The following is a 16876-nucleotide window of genomic DNA, read 5'->3' as shown; positions in this document are numbered from 1 at the left end:
CGATATGTGTATACACTTACTCGACGCAATGACGCGAAAGCAGAGGATGTCGTGGCACTACCCGATCCGGTGGCCGAAACGCCCCTCACGAACTCCGACAGGCATGCCCTGTCGTACGAGTTCTGGCCCGCCACCATTCGTTCCCGCCCGCTGCACGACCACGTGGAGGCGGCGGTGGCCGGCGGCTTCACGAGTCTCGCGATCTCGCCGAGTACCTACTACGACGCGCTCGACGCCGGAATGACTTCTGACGACATCCGCGACTACGCCTCCTCCCGGGGTGTGCCGGTCGAGCCGGCCTTCAACGGGTTGGCCCTGCTCGTCGCGATCACCGTCACGCGCCACCTGCGCGGAAAGCCTCTCTGAGTCACATCCACCCCCACATAGAAGGAGCAAGAATGCCAGACACACTCAGCGGCAAGGTCGCCCTCGTCACCGGAGCCGGCGGCGGAATCGGCCGGGAGACGGTAAGGGTCCTGCTCGAGAACGGAGCACGGGTCGCCGTCGCCGACATCTCGGAGGACGCGGGACGGGAGACCATCGAGTACGTGGGCGCCGGTGACGACGCCTTCTTCCACAAGACCGACGTCACCGACCTCGCCTCGTTCGAGGGGCTGGTGGCGAAGACCGTCGAGACCTACGGCCGCCTCGACGTCGCGCACAACAACGCCGGAATCGAGTTCTCGGGCCTCGACCTGGCCGACGTGCCGGTCGAGGAGTTCCAGAAGCTCATCGCCGTGAACTACACGGGCGTGTTCATCAGCATGAAGGCCGAGATCCCGCAGATGCTCAAGCAGGGCGAGGGCTCCATCATCAACACCGCCTCGGCGCTCGGCATCGTCGCGCTGCCCGGGCAGTCCGCCTACGTGTCGTCAAAGCACGCGGTGATCGGCCTCACCAAGGCGGCGGCGATGGAGTATTCGGGGCGCGGCATCCGGGTAAACACGATCCTGCCGGGCGTCATCCGCACCCCCATGATCGAGGCGCTCGACGTGCAGCACCCGGGCTTCAGCGACATGCTGTTGAAGGAGCATCCGATCGGTCGCCTCGGCCTGCCGCGCGACATCGGCAACGCAGTCGTGTGGCTCGGCTCGGAGCTCTCGTCGTTCGTCACCGGCACGTCGCTGCTCGTCGACGGAGGCTACTCCACGCACTGAGCCCCGGAGTCGAACCGAGCCCCGGAGTCGAACCGAGCCCGTCGCTAGCCGGCGAGCGTCGCCTCGCGCGGCGCCTCACCGGCGAAGCGACGGTCGCCGCTGAACGACATCTCGCGCCGCAGCACCGGAACGACCTCCGAGCCGAGGAGTTCGATCTGCTCCTGTGCCAACCACCCGGGAACGCCACCGATCTCGACGGTGAACAGCAGCCGCGCGATGTCGCCGGCGTACTCGCGGAAGCCGAGCACCTTGTCGATGACCTCCTGCGGACTGCCGGCGACGAACGGCGTGGCCGCCATGTAGTCCTCGAGCTGCATCGAGCCGAACATGCCGCTGTTGCGGAAGTAGGGCCGGTACTGGTCGAGCGCCTGTTGCGAGTTCTTGGCGATGAACACGTGCGACCCGAGACCGACGACGGCCTGCTCGCCCGGCCCGTGCCCGTGGTGCTCCCAGCGCTCGCGGTAGAGCTGCACCATGCGCTGGGTGTGCTGCGAGGGTGCGAAGAGGTGGTTCGAGAAGAAGCCGTCGGCGTAGTACGCGGCCTGGTCGGCGATCTCCGGCGTGCGCACCGAGCCGTGCCAGACGAACGGCGGCGTGTCGTCGAAGGGCCGTGGCATCGAGGTGAAGGCGGTGAGCGAAGTGCGGAACCGGCCCGACCAGTCGACCTGCTCCTCGCGCCAGAGCCGGCGCAGCAGGTCGTAGTTCTCGACCGAGAGCGCCACGTCGTCGCGGACGTCTTTGCCGAACCAGGCGTAGACCGGGCCGGTGTTGCCGCGGCCGAGCATCAGGTCGCTCCGGCCACGCGAGAGGTGCTGCAGCACGGCGTGCTCTTCGGCCAGCCGCACCGGGTCGTTCGTGGTGATGAGCGTGGTGGCCGTCGACAGCCGCAGACGTTCCGTGCGCGCTGCCATGTAGGCGAGCAGGGTGGTCTGGGCCGAGGTGACGTACGGCGGGTTGTGGTGCTCGCCGATGGCGAACACGTCGAGTCCGGATGCCTCCGCCGCCACGGCGAGGTCGACCATGCCGTGCAGTCTTTCGGTCTCCGTGGGAATGCGGCCGGTCGCCGGGTCGGCCTTGCGGTCGCCGATGCTGAAGAAGCCGAACTGCACGGCTCCGGGTTCGGGAGTGGTCTCGTCGGTCATGGTGGTCACTTTCTGTCGGTGGTGGAGGCGCCTGCCGTATCGACGGCGGTGGCCAGGGTCGTCTCGGTGCGGTTCAGCAGCCCGAGAAAGAGCGTTCGTTCGGCAGGGGAGAGTCCGCGGACGGTGTCGGCCTCGAGTTCGGACCAGAGGGCGTCGACCCGCGGTCGCAACGCCGACCCTGCTTCCGTCGACTCGACGAGGGTCACCCGCTTGTCGTCGTCGCAGGGCAGCCGCCGCACGAAGCCCGCGTTCTCGAGCCGCTGGATGGTGCGGGTCATGGTGGCGGCATCCGACCCGAGCTGGCGCACCAGATCGGTCTGGCGCTGCCGCCCGCTGTCCCAGAGCTGCATCATCACGAGCTCCTGAGCCGGGTGGAGTCCCACTTCGCGCAGGAGCTGGCCGGCCCGGAGCTTGTGCAACCGCGTCATCCGAAAGATGGCGTGACTAACCACGCCGTTGTCGGCCGAGGCCGGAATCGGTGTGGGTTCCGTGGCAGACCTGTTCACGTTCTCTCCCTTGTCGCGGATATTACCTGTCTGAACAAGTAAATCCCTCGGCGCATTCCCGCCGACCGCCGGTCAGACCAGAGCGCCCGCGAACGCCCCCAGGCAGATCGCGATGTCCTCCTCCGTATGTGCCGCCGACACCTGCACCCGGATGCGCGAGCGGCCGAGCGGTACGACGGGGTAGACGAAGGCCGTCACCGCGACACCCTGCCGCCGGAGTGCGGTCGCGAGCGAGGCCGCTTCCGGGGCCTCCGGGATCATCACCGGGATGATGGGGTGGGCGCCCGGCAGCAATTCGAAGCCCAGGCCGGTGAGGCCCTCGCGCAACCGCGCCGCGTTGGCCGCCAGCTGCGCCCGTCGGGCGTCGCCGTCGGGAGAGGTCACGATCTCCAGGGCCGCGAGGCTCCCGGCGACCACCACCGGGGGTACGGAGTTCGAGAAGAGATAGGGCCGCCCGCGTTGCCGCAGCAGCTCCACGACGGGGGAGCGGCCAGAGACATACCCGCCGGAGGCGCCGCCGAGCGCCTTGCCGAGGGTCCCGGTGAGGATGTCGACGTCATCGGTCACCCCGAACAGCTCCGGTGTGCCGGCTCCCCGCCGCCCGACGAACCCGGCCGCGTGCGAGTCGTCCACCATCACCATCGCGTCATAGCGGCGCGCCAGCGCGACGATCTCGTCGAGCGGGGCGACATAGCCGTCCATCGAGAACACGCCGTCGGTCACGATCAGGCGGCGTCGGGCCCCGGCCGTGGCCTGGAGCTTCAGTTCGAGGTCGGCCATGTCGCGGTTGTGGTAACGATGCCGCGCCGCCTTCGACAACCGGATGCCGTCGATGATGGAGGCGTGGTTCAGCTCGTCCGAGATCACCGCGTCGCGGTCGTCGAGCAGCGTCTCGAAGACGGCGCCGTTGGCGTCGAAGCACGAGGGGAAGAGCACGGAGGCCTCGGTGCCCAGGAAATCGGTGAGCGCCGCCTCCAGGTCCAGGTGCTGCGACTGTGTGCCGCTGATGAAGCGCACGCTGGCCATGCCGAAGCCCCAGCGGTCGAGGGAGTGCTTGGCGGCCGCGACCACCGCCGAGTGGTCGGCGAGCCCGAGGTAGTTGTTCGAGCAGAAATTCACCAGTTGCTCGCCGTGCGAGACGATGTGCCCGCCCTGCGGCGAGTCGAGCGGGTTCTCGACCTTCCAGAGCCCGGCGTCGCAGATTTCGTCGAGAGTCGCGTCGAGTTCGTCGAGGGTGCTGTCGTTGATCACAGGGTGCTCCAATCGAGAACGACCTTGCCGCCGGCGCCGCGGCGGGCGATGTCGAAGCCCTCCGCCCAGTCCGCGGCCGGAAGGCGGTCGGTGATGACAGGCTGCACGTCGAGACCGGAGTGCAGCATGGCGGCCATGAGGTACCAGGTCTCGAACATCTGGCGCCCGTAGATGCCCTTGATCGTGATCATGCGCCCCACCACGCTCGCCCAGTCGATGTCGAAGCGCTCCGTCGGAAGGCCGAGCAGCGCCACCTTGCCGCCGTGGTTCATGTTTTCGAGCATCTCCACCAGGGCCGAGGGGCGACCGCTGATCTCGAGCCCCACATCGAAGCCCTCGCGCATCCCGAGCGTCTGCTGGGCATCGGCGACGGAGTCCGAGGAGACGTCGACGGCGACATCCACCCCCATCGACCGCGCGAGGGCGAGCCGCTCGGCGTTGACGTCGGTGATCACGACGTTGCGCGACCCGACGTGCTTGGCCACGCGTGCCGCCATCAGCCCGATCGGCCCGGCGCCGGTGATCAGCACGTCCTCGCCCGCCATCTCGTAAGAGAGTGCGGTGTGCACGGCGTTGCCGAGCGGATCGAAGATGGCGGCAAGATCGAGGTCGATATCGGCCGGGTGCACCCAGATGTTCTGCTCGGGCAGCGCGACGTACTGCGCGAACGCGCCGTCGCGGTTCACCCCGACGCTCAAGGTGTGCACGCACAGATGACGGCGACCGGCTCGGCAATTGCGGCAGACACCGCAGACGATGTGACCCTCGCCGGAGACGAGGTCACCCACCCGCACGGAGGTCACGGCGTCGCCGACCTCCACCACCCGTCCCGAGAACTCGTGGCCGGGGATGAGGGGTGGCCGGATGACCCCCGCGGCCCAGTCGTCCCAGCTCTCGATGTGCAGGTCGGTGCCGCAGATGCCCGTGCGGAGCACCGCGATCGTCACGTCGAAGGGGCCGCCGACCGGGTCGGGTCGGTCGGTCAGCACGAGACCGGGGCCCGTGGTGTCCTTCGCCAGCGCTTTCATCGCGACCACCTACGCCACATCGAGGTTGCTCTCCACGAGGGCGACGAGCTCGCCGAGCACCCGCTCGGCGTCGTCGCCACCGGCCGTCAGCTCGACGGCTTCGCCCTGCTGCGCGTCGAGGGCGAGCAGGGTCAGGATGCTCGCGGCATCCCGCCCGCTGCCGCCCGGTTTCGAGATGGTGACCGGGATGCCGCTGGCCTTGACGGCCTTCACGAACTGGGCGGCGGGCCGGGCGTGCAACCCGCCGGTGGAGCCGACGACGGCTGTCCTGGTGAGCGTGAGGGTCTCTCTTTCGGTCGGGTCGGGGAAGGGACCGGGCAGGAGCCCGTGCGACAGCTCGTCGAACGAGGCGACGACGAGGTCGGCGAACGCCAGTTCGTCGCGGCGGTGGGTGGAGAGGATGCCGACGGCGAACACCCCGGCGCCCCGGGCCGAGGAGAGCCCCACCGGGCTGTCCTCTACGGCGACCGTGCCGGTGGCGGGGAGGCTGAGCCGGCCGAGGGCTTCGCGGTAGGGCGCCGGGTCGGGTTTGCCCACCGGTGAGTTCTCACCGCCCGCGATGGTCGTCACCCGCGCCGTCAGGCCCTCCGCCTCGAGCAGCTCGGCGATGGTGCGCGAGTGCGCCGAGCTAACCACGGCGACCGGGATGCCTCGCGCGGCCAGGCGCTCCAGGAACGCCCTCACGCCGGGCGCGAGCACCACGTCGTGGCGGGGCAGCTCGGCGTCGAAGCCGCGGTAGAGCCGCTCGACGTCGGCGACGGTGTGCGCGCCCGCGGCGACGGCAGGGAAATCGACCGCGATCTCGTGCAGGCGGCGCCCGAGCAGGCGGTGTCGCTCGGTGGCATCCGGCCGGTAGCCGATGCGGTCGAACACGTGGTCCCAGATGCGGGCGTTGCGCTCCTCGCTCAGTACGAGGGTGCCATCGAAGTCGAGGAGAACCGCGGTCGGCGGGCGAGGCGGCGCGACCGCGCGGGTCGCCGTCATGAGGTCGCCTCCGGCCTTGACTTCCACACCGCCAGCGAGCAGAGCTCGAGGGCGAGGCCCTCGACCAGCGGCAGTGCCGAGCGCGGCACCCCGGGGAGGCCGAGCGCCGGATCTCCCACGACCAGCGGCCCGATCTCCACCACCGCCCCGCCCAGGGATTCCACCTTGGCGCGCACCTCGCCGTCACGGCTCCCGGCCGGCGAGCCGAGGAGGAGCAGGGCCGTGAACCGACCCGGGCGCACCGCGCGGTAGGCGCCGTGCAGCCACTCGGCGGCCGTCAGCGCCTCGGCCGGTACGCCCGGGCCCTCCTTGAAGATCACCGCGCCTTCCCGAGCCCCGGCCACCCCGGCGCCGGAACCGAGCACGTGCAGCACGGGGGTGGCCGAGAGCTCGGCGGCGATCTCGTCGCCGACGTGGTCGAATCGGTCGATCAGGTCGAGACCCGCCCGCACCGCCGGCCGCAGCGTGCTCGGCCGCAGTTCCGGTTCGTCGAGCCAGGCACCGGTCAGGAGCAGCAGCACGGCCACCGTGGCGGCGTACGACTTCGCTGAGATCGGCCCTTCGCGCCCGGCGAGGATCGGCAGCACGAGATCGCCGCGCTCGGCGAGCACGCTGTTCTCCTCGTTGGTCACGACGATCACGCGGTCGCCGCCCGCGGCGCGGAAGTGCTCGACGGCCGCGAGCGTCTCGACGGACGAGCCGCTCTTGGAGACCGCGACCAGCGTCGAGGCCGGGGGCGGGGCGGTCGGTGCGAACTTGGAGGAGTAGCTCGTCCAGCTCGGGACGCCGCGCCGCTGCAGCCACCACGAGGCGGCCATTGAGGCGTTGTGACTCGAGCCCATCCCGGCGAACACGATCGGCGCATCCGGGTGTCCGATCACGGGGATCGCCCGCAGCGGACCGTCGGTGCCCTCGTAGGCAGTGAGGAGTTGATCGAGCACCTGCGGCTCGGCGCCGACGTCACGGCGGAAGTCGTCTCGGCGGGTCATGCTGGTCGTCCGTTCTCGCCCAGAAGGCGGCTGAGATTCTGGTGGAAGACGGCGTCGGCGTGGTCGGGGCCGGCAGCCGTGAGGGTCATGGCGATGCTCTCGGCCAGGTCTTCGTGAGGGATGTTCGACCCGAACACCACCTTTTCGGCGCCGGCAGCCTGCACGGCCCCGACGATGTAGCGGGCGCTCTGCACCCCGCTGGTCTCGACGTAGACGTTGGGGTTCTCGGTGGCGGATCGCTGGGCGCCGTCGCGCTCGTTGCTGAAGCCCATGTGCGCCATGATCAGGTCGACCGACGGATGCCGGCGGGCCATCGAGGTGAACCGGTCGGGGGTCGAGAAGAGGTCGTCACCGCCGAAGGAGAGCACCGGCACCCGGGCGGCGGCGGCGATCTCGAAGAGGGGATCGGTGAGCTCGCGGCGGTCCAGCGGGTAGCCGTGTCGCACCGGATGCAGCTTCACGCCGCGGAAACCGTCGTCCAGGCGGCGGCGCAACTCGGTCTCCGCGTCGTCCTGCCAGGGATTCACGACCGCGAAAGGGATGAGCCGGTCGGGGTGCCGGCGGGCGGCTTCAGCGACGGTGTCGTTGTCGATGTTCTCGACGAAGCTGAACACGACTGCGCGGTCGACGCCGGCTGCGTCCAGGCGGCCCAGGAGGTCGCCGGCGGTGAAGGTGCGACCGCGCACCCGGCCGATGTGCGTGTGGGCATCGATGATCACGACGTCGCCACCGCCAGACCGCCGACCCCTCCCGCCGCGACCGCCGTGAGGCCGATGAGGCGGGCGAGGTTGCCGCCGAGCACGAGGTCGGCCGTCTCCGGCACGGCCGCCCGCACCTTCGCGATCTCGAAATCGAACGAACCGAACGGCACGTCCGAGGCCAGCAGCAACCGCTCCGGCCCGATCCGGTCGACGATCCGGCGCAGTGCCGGAACCGGCACCAGCGAGGTGGAGAGCCGCACGTTCGGATGGTCGGTTGCCACGTCGATGGCCTCCGGCAGGCCCCAGGGCCCGCCGCTGTGACCGATCACGATCGGCACTGTCGGCCAGCGCCGCGCCAGCCGGGCGAACTTGCCCGGGCTGTTGAACGACTCGCTCGAGCCGTGGGCGAAGAACACCGCGCCGAACTCCTCGCAGAGGTCGAGGAAGGGGGCCATCACGTCCACCCGGTCGACGGCGACGGCCTGGCGCATGGGGTGGAACTTCACGCCCCTCATGCCCTGTTCGAAGCAACGGCGCATAGCGGTGGCCGAGTCGGGGTTCCAGGGGTCGACCATGCAGAACGCCGTGAAGCGGTCGGGATGCTCGGCCGCCTGGCGCGCCGGATAGTGGTTGTCAAGGCTCTCGACGAAGCTGAAGACGCAGGCGTGGTCGACACCGGCGGCATCCATGTCGCGGAGGATCTCCTCGCCCGAATAGCGCGCGCGTTTCCGCGCACCGAGGTGCGCGTGGAGGTCGACGATCATGGCTTCGGGCTCGTCGCCGTTGTCAGCCGCTCGACCTGCGCGAGGATGCCGTCGGCATCCGCGAGGCCGTAGTGGTGGAAGGCGATCGCCTCGATCGGGGCGCCCTCCTCGGCCGCCCACTCCTTGAACTGCGCGAGCTGGCCGCGCACCTGGGGGGCCACGAGCACCACGTCGGCGCCGGTGAGGTCGGCCCGCGAGATCATGACGGCGGGAACGGCCTCGAGCTCGAGGTAGATCTGACGGCGCGCGGCCTCGGCCTCGACCTTCGACTTGATGAGACTCGACGACATGCCGGCGGCGCAGATGAACAGGACTTTGAGGGCGGGCATCGTCATTCTCCTTCGGAGGGGGTGGGGGTCTGCGAGGCGGTGGGGTCGGCGGCCCCCACCCGGCGGCTCCAGCGCCGGTCGATCAATCGCTTGGCGAGGTCGCGCTCGGACATCGTGATCATCAGCGTGTCCATCGCGTGCACCACGATCAGCTTCACCGGCACGTTCTCGCCAGCGGCCTCGGGGCGGATAAGCTCGCGGAACTGGATGAGGTGTGCTTCACGGATGCGCTCATCGGCTTCGGCAAGCAGGGCCTCCGCTCCGGCCACGTCGCCGTCGAGCGCGGTGTCGAGCGCTTCGAAGACCAGAGCCCGCCCTTCACCGGCGGCCGCGATCATCGGCATCACGATCTCTTCGAGTGGAGTCGTGTGGGGGGTCATGAGTTCACCGTCTCTTGGGTGGTCGGGCCGGTGACGGTGTCGTCGGTCGCGGCGGTCGGGGCGTCGCCGGCCAGCGCCAGCTCCTCGGCGCGGAGGCGGCCGTCCCAGATGCGGAAGAAGATGAACCAGACGATGGCCATCAGTGCGAAGATGATCGCCTGCAGCACCACGGCCCGCCAGTCGCCGCCCGTGGCGAGCCACGCGTTGATGAACGGCGGCGTGGTCCACGGCACCTGGATGTAGGCGGCGGAGACCCAGCCCCACGACGTGGCGGCGTAGCCGATCACGACGCCGACCGCGCTGGTGCCGAAGACCCAGGGGAGTAGCATCACCGGGTTGAAGGCGATCGGCGTTCCGAAGGTGACCGGCTCGTTGATGTTGAACAGCGCCGGCCCGATGCTGAGCTTGCCGACCTGCTTGAGGCGCGCGGACTTGGCCAGCACGAGGAAGAAGATCACGAGCGGCAAGGTGCTGCCGACGCCGCCCATCATGCCGTACATGAACAGGAACGGCTCGGTAAACACGTGTGGGAGGGGCTCGCCGGCTGCGGCGGCCTCGGCGTTAGCGGCGACGTTGGCTAGAAGGAACGGGTACAGCACACCCCAGAACGTGATGGCTCCGCCGTGGATGCCGACGAACCAGAGCAGCTGGCAGACGATGATCGCGATGAGCGCGGCGTACCAGGAGTCGGCCGCCAGCAGCAGCGGGCTCACCACGGTGGAGATCGCAACGGTCAGATCGAAGCTGAACACGTAGCGGATGAGCCAGAAGAACACCAGCAGCACGGCCAACGGGAACAGGGCCGAGAAGCTCGCGGCGATGTTGGCCGGCACCCCGGCGGGCATCGTGATCACCATCTTGTGATCCCGCATGAAGCGGGTGACCTCGGCCACCACGACGGCGATCAGGATGGCGGTGAATAACCCTCCCGCCCCGAAGTTCGCGAAGGGCAGCACGCCCTCCTCGAGGTTTGCGGGAGCCGCGGTGAGCATGAAGCACGACGCCGTGATGATGGCCGACAAGACGGGGTCGAGTTTGTACACCCTCCCCATCTCGGCCCCGATACTCAGGGCTGCCCAGAGCCCGATAAACCCGAAGGTCATCTGATAGAGCGTGTTCAGCGGCACCGCGATGGGCGCGATGACGTCGGCCCACCCCTCGATCGGGAAGTTCGTGATGATGAGTGGAACCGCGCCGATCACGATGATGGGGATGATGCGGGTCAGGCCCGCACGGATGGCCAGGAAGTGACGCTGGTTGCCCAGTTTCACGAGGGGCGGGGTGATGTACTTCTCGACCCACGCCGACACTGAGTCGAGACGGGCCTCGAACCGGGACCGCTGGTGATGTGCGATGCTCATGGGCTGGTCCTCCAGGGGGATCGGGTCAGCGACACTCTTCAGACGAAGGTGAGCGCTTCGCTCGGCGAGAGGGCATCCGGCCGGGTGTCGAAATGAACGGAGAGAGCACCCGTCGCGCCGTTGCGCTGAGTGAGGGTGAAGCTGTAGTTGCACCGGTCGCCACGGACGAGGGTGTGCCCGTACTCGACCGGTTCGCCGTCTTCGGTGACGGCTGTCAGTTCCCGCAGGAACGCGGGCAGGCCCGGGTCGCACTCGAGCAGGGGGGCTTGTTCGGGCCCGACGACCGCGGCTTCGATGGTCTCGTGGACCTGGTGCACGACCACTCCGTAGACCTCGCGGAGCAGCGTGTAGAACGAGGCGTCGCCAAGCGCCCGAAGGTGCCCGACCATGCCCGGGAACCGCGCGGACTCCAGGTGGCCGGAGCCGACCTGCACCGGCAGGCCGTTCACGGAGCGCAGCCGGCGGATGTGCACCAGCTCCGCGCGGGGCGGCAGGTGCAACGCCATGTTGATGCTCGGGATGCCGGGCACCACCTCGGCGACGAGGAGACGTGAGCCCGGGGTGCGACCCTGCTCCTTCGCCTTGTCGGAGAACGAGAGCACGTCTTCGACACGCATCCGTTCACTGACGAAGGTGCCGACGCCCGGCAACCGGGAGAGTAGGCCCGCCATCTCGAGGGTGCTGACCGCCTGACGCAGGGTCATGCGGGTCACCTCGAAGCGGTCGGCCAGCTCGCGCTCGGGCAGCAGGAGCTGGCCTTTGGAGAGCCGACCCGACACGATCGCCTGTTCGATCTGGGTGCGGATCTGAACGTACAACGGCTCCGGCGCGTCGGGGTCGACGGCGCGGATCTCGAACATGCCGTACTGGGGCATCGTACCTCCGGTCAGTACCAGCGGTCCCCACCGCTGGTCTAGACCACGATGCCAGTGCACTAGCGGGAGCGCAAGGGTATCCTCTCAGCTCTTCGAACCGGCGTTGTCCAGCAGGGCGAGCACCGCCAGCACCCGGCGGTTGCTCGACCCGTCGTCGTCGGTAAGGTCGAGTTTGTTGAGGATGCGGTGCACGTACTTCTCCACGGTCGCCTCGGAGAGGTGCAGGGTCGCGGCCACGCCGCCGTTAGATCGGCCCTGCGCCATCAGTTCGAGCACGTCGCGCTCCCGCGGGGTGAGCACGGCCAGCGGATCGACGGTGCGTCGCGCCTGCAGCAGTTCGCGCACGAGCTCGGGATCGATGACCGCTTCGCCCTGCAGCACTCGGTGCAGGGCCGAGACGAACTCGCCGACCGCCGAGACGCGCTGCTTGAGCAGGTAGCCGATCCCCTCGCTGCCGGAGAGCAGCTCCACCGCGTGCTCGACCTCGATGTACGAGGAGAGCACGAGCACGCGCAGCCGCGGGTAGTCGTCGTGGATGTGGCGTGCGGCGACCAGTCCCTCGGTGGTGTTGGTCGGCGGCATCCGGATGTCGACGATCACGAGATCGCAAGGCGTCTCGGCCAGCACGCGCTCCAGCTGGGTCGCATCCGCCGCCGTGCCCACCACGTCGAACCCCGATTGCCGGAGCAGCAGTGCCAGCCCGTCGCGGAGTAGCACCTCGTCGTCGGCGATCACGATCCGCGGGCGGCCGCTCGGGTCGCCCGCTGTCATCCGAGGGGCCATCTGTGACATCATCTCTGCCATTGTGTGGCTGTTCGGTGATGGCGGCAAACGCCGATGAGGAGGAGCGGTGAACCACGACGTGATCGGCAGGGGTCTGCGCGACGGGCGTTCGGTGCTCCGGGCCGCCACAGAACTCATCGCCGGCGGGGTCTCCGTGACCGAGGTGCTCGAGACCGTCGCGGGCTTCGCCGCGGAGCTCCTCGGTGCCACCCATGTCGCCGTTTTGCGGCTCGCGACCCCCTCCGAGGTCGAAGTCGAGGTCGCGTGGGCCGCCACCGGAGCGCCCTCCGTGGTGCTCGACCGATGGTCGCTCGCCGACGATCCCTCGACCCGCCACGTGATCGAGAGCGGCCGCGCCGTCCGTGAGACCTGGGAGGGGGCGACCGATCCAGTGGGCCGTACCCTGCGCGGCCGGCTCGGCGTCCGGTCGTCGGTCGGGGTGCCGATCAGCGTCGACGACCACGTCTGGGGCGCCCTCTACGTGCACACGACGGGCGAGGAGCTGGGCGCCGACGCCGAGGAGTGCCTCGCCGCCTTCAGTCAGCTGATCGCCGCCGCCATCGTCAACGCGGCGACCCGCGCAGAGCTCGAACGGGTCGTGCTCGAGCAGGAGGCGCTGCGCCGTGTCGCGGGGCTCGTGGCGAAGTCGGCCGAACCGATGGAGGTCTTCGACGCCGTCGCCGAGGAGCTGGCCCGGCTCCTGCGGGTGCAGGGCACCAAGCTGCTGCGCTACGAGACCGACGGAACGGCGACCTTCGTGGCGAGCTGGGGCCCGCTCGACGGCGGACTGGTCACCGGAACCCGCATCTCGGCGCAGGGCACGAGTGTGGCCGGCCGCATCCTCGCCACCGGCGAAGCGGCGCGGGTCGACGACTATCGGCGGGCGCGCGGTCCGCTGGCCGAGCAGCTCACCGCGGCAGGCATCCGCAGTGCGGCCGGGGCGCCCATCCGGGTAGACGGTCGCTTGTGGGGGGCCATCGTGATCGGCACGGCCGATCGCAGCCTTCCCGACGACACCGAACAGCGGATGCGCGACTTCGCGGACCTGGTCGCCACCGCGATCGCGAATCTGGAGTCCCGCCGGGCGCTGCTGGACTCCCGGGTGCGGCTGGTGCACATGGCCGATGACACGCGCCGGCGGTTCGAGCGCGACCTGCACGACGGCGTGCAGCAGCGCCTCGTCGCCGTCGGTCTCGGGGTCGTGCGGGCCCAGGGCGCGGTGGCGGAGGACGAGCCCGCCCGAGAGATCCTCGACGCGGTGGGGGTGCTGCTCGACGACACGATCGACGGACTGCGCGAGTTGTCCCGCGGTGTGCACCCGGCCATCCTGACCGAGGGCGGCCTCGCCCCGGCGCTGCGCTCCCTGGCCAGGCGGTCGGGAATCGCCACCGACCTGACGGTCGGTGACCTAGGGCGGCTGGATGCGCACGTCGAGGTGGCCGCCTACTTCGTCGTCTCCGAGGGGCTCACCAACACCGCGAAGCACGCGCCGCAGGCCAAGGCGGACGTCGTGCTCGGTCTGGTCGACGACGGCCTGCGGATCGAGGTCCGCGACGACGGGCGCGGGGGAGCGGATCCGGAGATGGGCAGCGGACTGATTGGAATCGCCGACCGAGTCGAGGCGCTGGGCGGGAGCATCGAGATCCTGAGCCCGGTGGGCCGGGGCACGACCATCACCGTCGTGCTCCCGACGGGGCGGCGCGACTAGCCGGGTGGCGTGACGATCGCGGGAAGGCCGCCGGGGCATCCGGACGGTGCGCCCGCATGATTGCCCTCGAGACCGTGCTGCGGAATCGTTGGGTCATCCACGACACCAAGGAGAATCCCCCATGAGCATCACCACTCCGGCCGCCGGCCGACCGACCGTCGTCCTCGTTCACGGGGCCTTCGCCGAATCCGCCAGCTGGAGCGGTGTTATCGAGAAGCTGCTCGCAGACGGCTTCCCGGTGATCGCCTTGGCCAACCCGCTGCGCGGTGTCGCCTTCGACGCGGGGTATCTGCGGGATGTGCTCGGCGACGTGTCGGGCGACATCGTGCTCGTGGGCCACTCCTACGGCGGTTCCGTCATCAGCAACGGCGCGACCGACGCGGTCAAGGCGCTCGTGTTCATCGGCGCGTTCGCACCGGAGGCCGGCGAGAGCGCAGCCCAGCTCTCCGGCAAGTACGAGGGCGGCAGCCTCGGCGACACGCTCACGGCCGTTCCGCTGGCCGAGGGAGGCAACGACCTCTACATCGTGCAGGACAAGTACCACGGCCAGTTCGCCGCCGACTCCTCGGCGGAGGTCGCCGCGGTCATGGCCGTCACGCAGCGCCCGATCACCGAGGCCGCGCTGAACGAGCCCTCGGGCGAGCCCGCGTGGAAGACCCGTCCGTCGTGGTTCCTCTTCGGCTCCGCCGACAAGAACATCCCGGCCGAGGCGCACCGCTTCATGGCGGAGCGCGCCGGATCGAAGCGCACCGTGGAACTCGAGGGCGGGTCGCACACGGTCGGCATCCCCGAGGCCGGCCATGTCGTCGACCTCATCCGTGAGGCCGCCGCCGCGGTCTCCGGCGAGTAGCGGAAGGAGAGGCACACGCCATGGGAACAGTCGTCCTCGAGGGCGAGAGCGGTCGGCCGTACGTGCCAGCCATCATCGCCGAAGGCCGGTTCGTGTTCGTCTCGGGCCAGACGCCGCTCCGCGACGGAACCCTCGTCGAGGGCGGTCTGGGCGAGCAGACCCGCGCCGCGCTCGACAACGTCGAGGCGATCCTGAAGACCGCCGGGGCGACGCTCGCCGACGTGGTTCGCTGCGGTGTCTTCCTGGCCGACCTCGGTCAGCTCCCGGCATTCAACGCCGCGTACACCGCCGCGTTCCAGTCGCGACTGCCTGCCCGCACTCTGGTGGGGGCCACCCTGCCGGGTTACGGGGTGGAGATCGACTGCATCGCGGTGCTGCCGGGCACGTGAACGATCTCGCCGGGCGGGGGGCCGCCTACGCGGCACTCGCCGCGGCGGAGCCGGCCTTCGGGGCGTTGATCGAGCGTTTCGGCCCAGTTGATCCGTTCGAGTTCCACGACGGCGGGCGCACGGCGGAGAGCAACTTCGCCGCGATGAGCCTGCACATCATCAGCCAGCAGATCTCGACCAAGGTCGCTCTGGTGGTGTACGACCGGCTGGCCACGGCCGCGGGGGGTACCCCTACCCCCGCGGCCGTGCTCGCGCTCGGACATGACACGCTCCGCTCGTTCGGCATGTCGAACGCGAAGGCGGCGTATGTCGGCGACCTCGCGGCCCGCGTGAACTCAGGCGATCTGGCTATTGACGCTCTCGACCACTGGGGCGACGAGCAGGCCAAGGCGGCGCTGCTCAGTGTTCGCGGCGTCGGCCCATGGTCGGCGGAGATGTTCCTCATCCATCAATTGCACCGACCGGACGTGCTTCCTGCGGGTGACCTGGGCATACGGAACGCCGTTGCGGCGCTGGACGGCCTGGACGCCGTCCCCACGATCGACCAGACGCGGCAGCGCGGCGAAGCGTGGGCCCCGCTGCGCACCTACGCCAGCGCGCTCTTGTGGCGAAGCCTGGGCTGAGTGCGAACCGTCAGAGGCCGGCGACCGTGACGTCGATAAGCACCTTGCCGACCGCGCCCGCTGCCACGGCGTCGTGCGCTGCAGCGGTCTCCTCGAGCGTGAACCGAGTGATCGGCAGGCCCGCTTCGGAGCCCACGGGCAGGGCGCCGTCGCGGAGGGCGGCTCCCACGTCGGCGACCGCCGCGGCCAGCGCCGCAGCGCCGAACGTGTAGAGCAGCACAAACTGGTAACGCACGTTGAGACCGAAGTGCTGACGCACATCCAGAGTCAGTCGGCCATCTCCGTCGGTGGCGTATACTGCCACGACGCCGCGGTTCGCAATGACCGCCGCGTTCAGCGCCGCATTGGCCGAGGGGGAGACCTCCACCACGATGTCGACGCCGGCGGGTGCAGCTTCCCGGATGCGCGCCGCCGCGTCCTCCTCCCGGTAATTCACGACGACGTCTGCCCCCGCCGCGGTCGCGAGGGCCGCCTTCTCGGCGGACGAGACAGTGGTGATGATCGTCGCTCCTGCCCAGTGCGCGAGCTGGATGGCGGCGTGACCTACCGCACCGGCTCCGCCCGCCACGAGCACGAAACGGCCTTTGAGGGCGCCGGGCGCCAGTCGCGACGGGCCGTCCTCGTGAACAGTCAGCGCCCGATGCGCAGTGAGCGCCGGCACGCCGAGAGAGGCCCCCACGTCGAAGGAGACTCCGTCTGGCAACGCGGCGACCCGCTCGATGGGCAATATGGTGAATTCTTGCGCGGTGCCGGTAGGACGCTGGAATGCCGAGAGGAACAGCCATACCCGGTCTCCAACGGCCAGTCCAATAACACCCGGGCCGACGGCGTCGATCACACCTGAACCATCCTGATTAGGGGTCTGCTCACCATTCTCGCTTGCGATAGAGGCGCTACCGGTCCTGTTGCGCCAATCCGTGGGATTCACGCCCGACACAAAAACGCGCACGCGTACCTCTCCTGGACCAGGCTCGGGTATGGGCCGATCAACTTCACGCAAGACGTCGGACGCGCCGGTTTCAGAGTAAACGATGGCTCTCATGTAGTGCCTAACGC

The 16876-nt window shown here is 69.5% G+C and carries 20 protein-coding genes; 6 read left to right on the top strand and 14 right to left on the bottom strand.

Translation table 11 applies throughout. The features are described from left to right. Positions 1-51 precede the first annotated feature (51 nt). Together ITJ64_RS04885 and ITJ64_RS04880 are read left to right on the top strand one after the other, a co-directional pair. Entirely contained in the window at positions 52-366 is a 315-nt protein-coding gene (locus ITJ64_RS04885) for a hypothetical protein (RefSeq protein WP_194679611.1), read from the top strand. Between the two features lie 32 nt (positions 367-398). After that, complete coding sequence (locus ITJ64_RS04880; RefSeq protein WP_194679610.1) at positions 399-1157, top strand: SDR family NAD(P)-dependent oxidoreductase; 759 nt, start codon at positions 399-401, stop codon at positions 1155-1157. Between the two features lie 44 nt (positions 1158-1201). Here the strand turns inward: ITJ64_RS04880 and ITJ64_RS04875 are convergent, their stop codons facing one another. The 13 genes from ITJ64_RS04875 to ITJ64_RS04815 all read right to left on the bottom strand — a co-directional run bounded on the left by ITJ64_RS04875 (position 1202) and on the right by ITJ64_RS04815 (position 12238). Next, on the bottom strand, positions 1202-2299 hold the full coding sequence (locus ITJ64_RS04875; RefSeq protein ID WP_228507676.1) for a CE1758 family FMN-dependent luciferase-like monooxygenase: 1098 nt from the start codon (positions 2297-2299) through the stop codon (positions 1202-1204). Between the two features lie 5 nt (positions 2300-2304). After that, the gene (locus tag ITJ64_RS04870; RefSeq protein WP_228507671.1) at positions 2305-2718 is read right to left on the bottom strand and encodes a MarR family winged helix-turn-helix transcriptional regulator; all 414 of its coding nucleotides are present in this window, start codon (positions 2716-2718) and stop codon (positions 2305-2307) included. Positions 2719-2877: 159 nt separating this feature from the next. Next, positions 2878-4053, bottom strand: a complete 1176-nt coding sequence (locus ITJ64_RS04865; protein ID WP_194680740.1) for a glycine C-acetyltransferase — start codon at positions 4051-4053, stop codon at positions 2878-2880. Then, the gene (gene tdh, locus ITJ64_RS04860) at positions 4053-5084 is read right to left on the bottom strand and encodes an L-threonine 3-dehydrogenase (protein WP_194679608.1); all 1032 of its coding nucleotides are present in this window, start codon (positions 5082-5084) and stop codon (positions 4053-4055) included. The genes ITJ64_RS04865 and tdh overlap by 1 nt, the downstream gene beginning before the upstream one ends. 9 nt (positions 5085-5093) lie before the next feature. After that, positions 5094-6068 carry an HPr family phosphocarrier protein gene (locus tag ITJ64_RS19265; protein ID WP_194679607.1) on the bottom strand — a complete coding sequence of 325 codons (975 nt, stop codon included), beginning with the start codon at positions 6066-6068 and terminating at the stop codon, positions 5094-5096. Next, entirely contained in the window at positions 6065-7057 is a 993-nt protein-coding gene (locus ITJ64_RS04850) for an SIS domain-containing protein (protein ID WP_194679606.1), read from the bottom strand. The genes ITJ64_RS19265 and ITJ64_RS04850 overlap by 4 nt, the downstream gene beginning before the upstream one ends. After that, positions 7054-7776 (bottom strand): amidohydrolase family protein, encoded by a 723-nt coding sequence (locus tag ITJ64_RS04845; RefSeq protein ID WP_194679605.1) that lies wholly within the window; start codon positions 7774-7776, stop codon positions 7054-7056. The genes ITJ64_RS04850 and ITJ64_RS04845 overlap by 4 nt, the downstream gene beginning before the upstream one ends. Next, positions 7773-8522: an amidohydrolase family protein gene (locus tag ITJ64_RS04840; RefSeq protein ID WP_194679604.1), complete on the bottom strand. Its 750-nt coding sequence runs from the start codon at positions 8520-8522 to the stop codon at positions 7773-7775. Before ITJ64_RS04840 ends, ITJ64_RS04845 begins: the two co-directional genes overlap by 4 nt. Beyond that, positions 8519-8851 carry a PTS sugar transporter subunit IIB gene (locus ITJ64_RS04835; protein ID WP_194679603.1) on the bottom strand — a complete coding sequence of 111 codons (333 nt, stop codon included), beginning with the start codon at positions 8849-8851 and terminating at the stop codon, positions 8519-8521. Before ITJ64_RS04835 ends, ITJ64_RS04840 begins: the two co-directional genes overlap by 4 nt. A gap of 2 nt (positions 8852-8853) precedes the next feature. After that, positions 8854-9195: a PTS lactose/cellobiose transporter subunit IIA gene (locus ITJ64_RS04830; protein WP_255524898.1), complete on the bottom strand. Its 342-nt coding sequence runs from the start codon at positions 9193-9195 to the stop codon at positions 8854-8856. 32 nt (positions 9196-9227) lie between these two features. After that, positions 9228-10592 (bottom strand): PTS sugar transporter subunit IIC, encoded by a 1365-nt coding sequence (locus ITJ64_RS04825; RefSeq protein ID WP_194679601.1) that lies wholly within the window; start codon positions 10590-10592, stop codon positions 9228-9230. A 38-nt stretch (positions 10593-10630) separates the two neighbouring features. Then, positions 10631-11467, bottom strand: a complete 837-nt coding sequence (locus ITJ64_RS04820) for a GntR family transcriptional regulator (RefSeq protein ID WP_194679600.1) — start codon at positions 11465-11467, stop codon at positions 10631-10633. Positions 11468-11551: 84 nt separating this feature from the next. After that, positions 11552-12238, bottom strand: coding sequence for a response regulator transcription factor (locus tag ITJ64_RS04815; RefSeq protein WP_194679599.1), 687 nt, complete (start codon positions 12236-12238; stop codon positions 11552-11554). A 79-nt stretch (positions 12239-12317) separates the two neighbouring features. Here ITJ64_RS04815 and ITJ64_RS04810 point away from each other — a divergent pair, with 79 nt between their 5' ends. The 4 genes from ITJ64_RS04810 (at position 12318) to ITJ64_RS04795 (ending at position 15820) form a co-directional block, all read left to right on the top strand. Then, complete coding sequence (locus ITJ64_RS04810; protein ID WP_194679598.1) at positions 12318-13958, top strand: GAF domain-containing protein; 1641 nt, start codon at positions 12318-12320, stop codon at positions 13956-13958. A gap of 121 nt (positions 13959-14079) precedes the next feature. Beyond that, positions 14080-14808 (top strand): alpha/beta fold hydrolase, encoded by a 729-nt coding sequence (locus ITJ64_RS04805; RefSeq protein ID WP_194679597.1) that lies wholly within the window; start codon positions 14080-14082, stop codon positions 14806-14808. A 20-nt stretch (positions 14809-14828) separates the two neighbouring features. Next, positions 14829-15197, top strand: coding sequence for a RidA family protein (locus ITJ64_RS04800; RefSeq protein WP_194679596.1), 369 nt, complete (start codon positions 14829-14831; stop codon positions 15195-15197). Continuing rightward, on the top strand, positions 15194-15820 hold the full coding sequence (locus tag ITJ64_RS04795; protein WP_194679595.1) for a DNA-3-methyladenine glycosylase 2 family protein: 627 nt from the start codon (positions 15194-15196) through the stop codon (positions 15818-15820). The genes ITJ64_RS04800 and ITJ64_RS04795 overlap by 4 nt, the downstream gene beginning before the upstream one ends. Before the next feature lie 10 nt (positions 15821-15830). Here ITJ64_RS04795 and ITJ64_RS04790 read toward each other — a convergent pair whose 3' ends face one another. Next, positions 15831-16862, bottom strand: a complete 1032-nt coding sequence (locus ITJ64_RS04790) for an NADPH:quinone reductase (RefSeq protein ID WP_194679594.1) — start codon at positions 16860-16862, stop codon at positions 15831-15833. Positions 16863-16876: the final 14 nt, after the last annotated feature.

This window comes from Herbiconiux sp. VKM Ac-1786, from assembly GCF_015350805.1.
Taxonomy (GTDB): Bacteria; Actinomycetota; Actinomycetes; order Actinomycetales; family Microbacteriaceae; genus Herbiconiux.
Note: the sequence above shows the minus strand (reverse complement) of the source record. Positions and strands in the feature narration are given on the sequence as shown.

Coding starts and splice junctions, on each gene's coding strand:
- ITJ64_RS04880 (WP_194679610.1), top strand. CDS start 399: ATGCCAGACACACTCAGCGGCAAGGTCGCCCTCGTCACCGGAGCCGGC.
- ITJ64_RS04875 (WP_228507676.1), bottom strand. CDS start 2,299: ATGACCGACGAGACCACTCCCGAACCCGGAGCCGTGCAGTTCGGCTTC.
- tdh (WP_194679608.1), bottom strand. CDS start 5,084: ATGAAAGCGCTGGCGAAGGACACCACGGGCCCCGGTCTCGTGCTGACC.
- ITJ64_RS19265 (WP_194679607.1), bottom strand. CDS start 6,068: ATGACGGCGACCCGCGCGGTCGCGCCGCCTCGCCCGCCGACCGCGGTT.
- ITJ64_RS04850 (WP_194679606.1), bottom strand. CDS start 7,057: ATGACCCGCCGAGACGACTTCCGCCGTGACGTCGGCGCCGAGCCGCAG.
- ITJ64_RS04840 (WP_194679604.1), bottom strand. CDS start 8,522: ATGATCGTCGACCTCCACGCGCACCTCGGTGCGCGGAAACGCGCGCGC.
- ITJ64_RS04835 (WP_194679603.1), bottom strand. CDS start 8,851: ATGCCCGCCCTCAAAGTCCTGTTCATCTGCGCCGCCGGCATGTCGTCG.
- ITJ64_RS04830 (WP_255524898.1), bottom strand. CDS start 9,195: ATGCCGATGATCGCGGCCGCCGGTGAAGGGCGGGCTCTGGTCTTCGAA.
- ITJ64_RS04825 (WP_194679601.1), bottom strand. CDS start 10,592: ATGAGCATCGCACATCACCAGCGGTCCCGGTTCGAGGCCCGTCTCGAC.
- ITJ64_RS04820 (WP_194679600.1), bottom strand. CDS start 11,467: ATGCCCCAGTACGGCATGTTCGAGATCCGCGCCGTCGACCCCGACGCG.
- ITJ64_RS04815 (WP_194679599.1), bottom strand. CDS start 12,238: ATGACAGCGGGCGACCCGAGCGGCCGCCCGCGGATCGTGATCGCCGAC.
- ITJ64_RS04805 (WP_194679597.1), top strand. CDS start 14,080: ATGAGCATCACCACTCCGGCCGCCGGCCGACCGACCGTCGTCCTCGTT.
- ITJ64_RS04800 (WP_194679596.1), top strand. CDS start 14,829: ATGGGAACAGTCGTCCTCGAGGGCGAGAGCGGTCGGCCGTACGTGCCA.
- ITJ64_RS04790 (WP_194679594.1), bottom strand. CDS start 16,862: ATGAGAGCCATCGTTTACTCTGAAACCGGCGCGTCCGACGTCTTGCGT.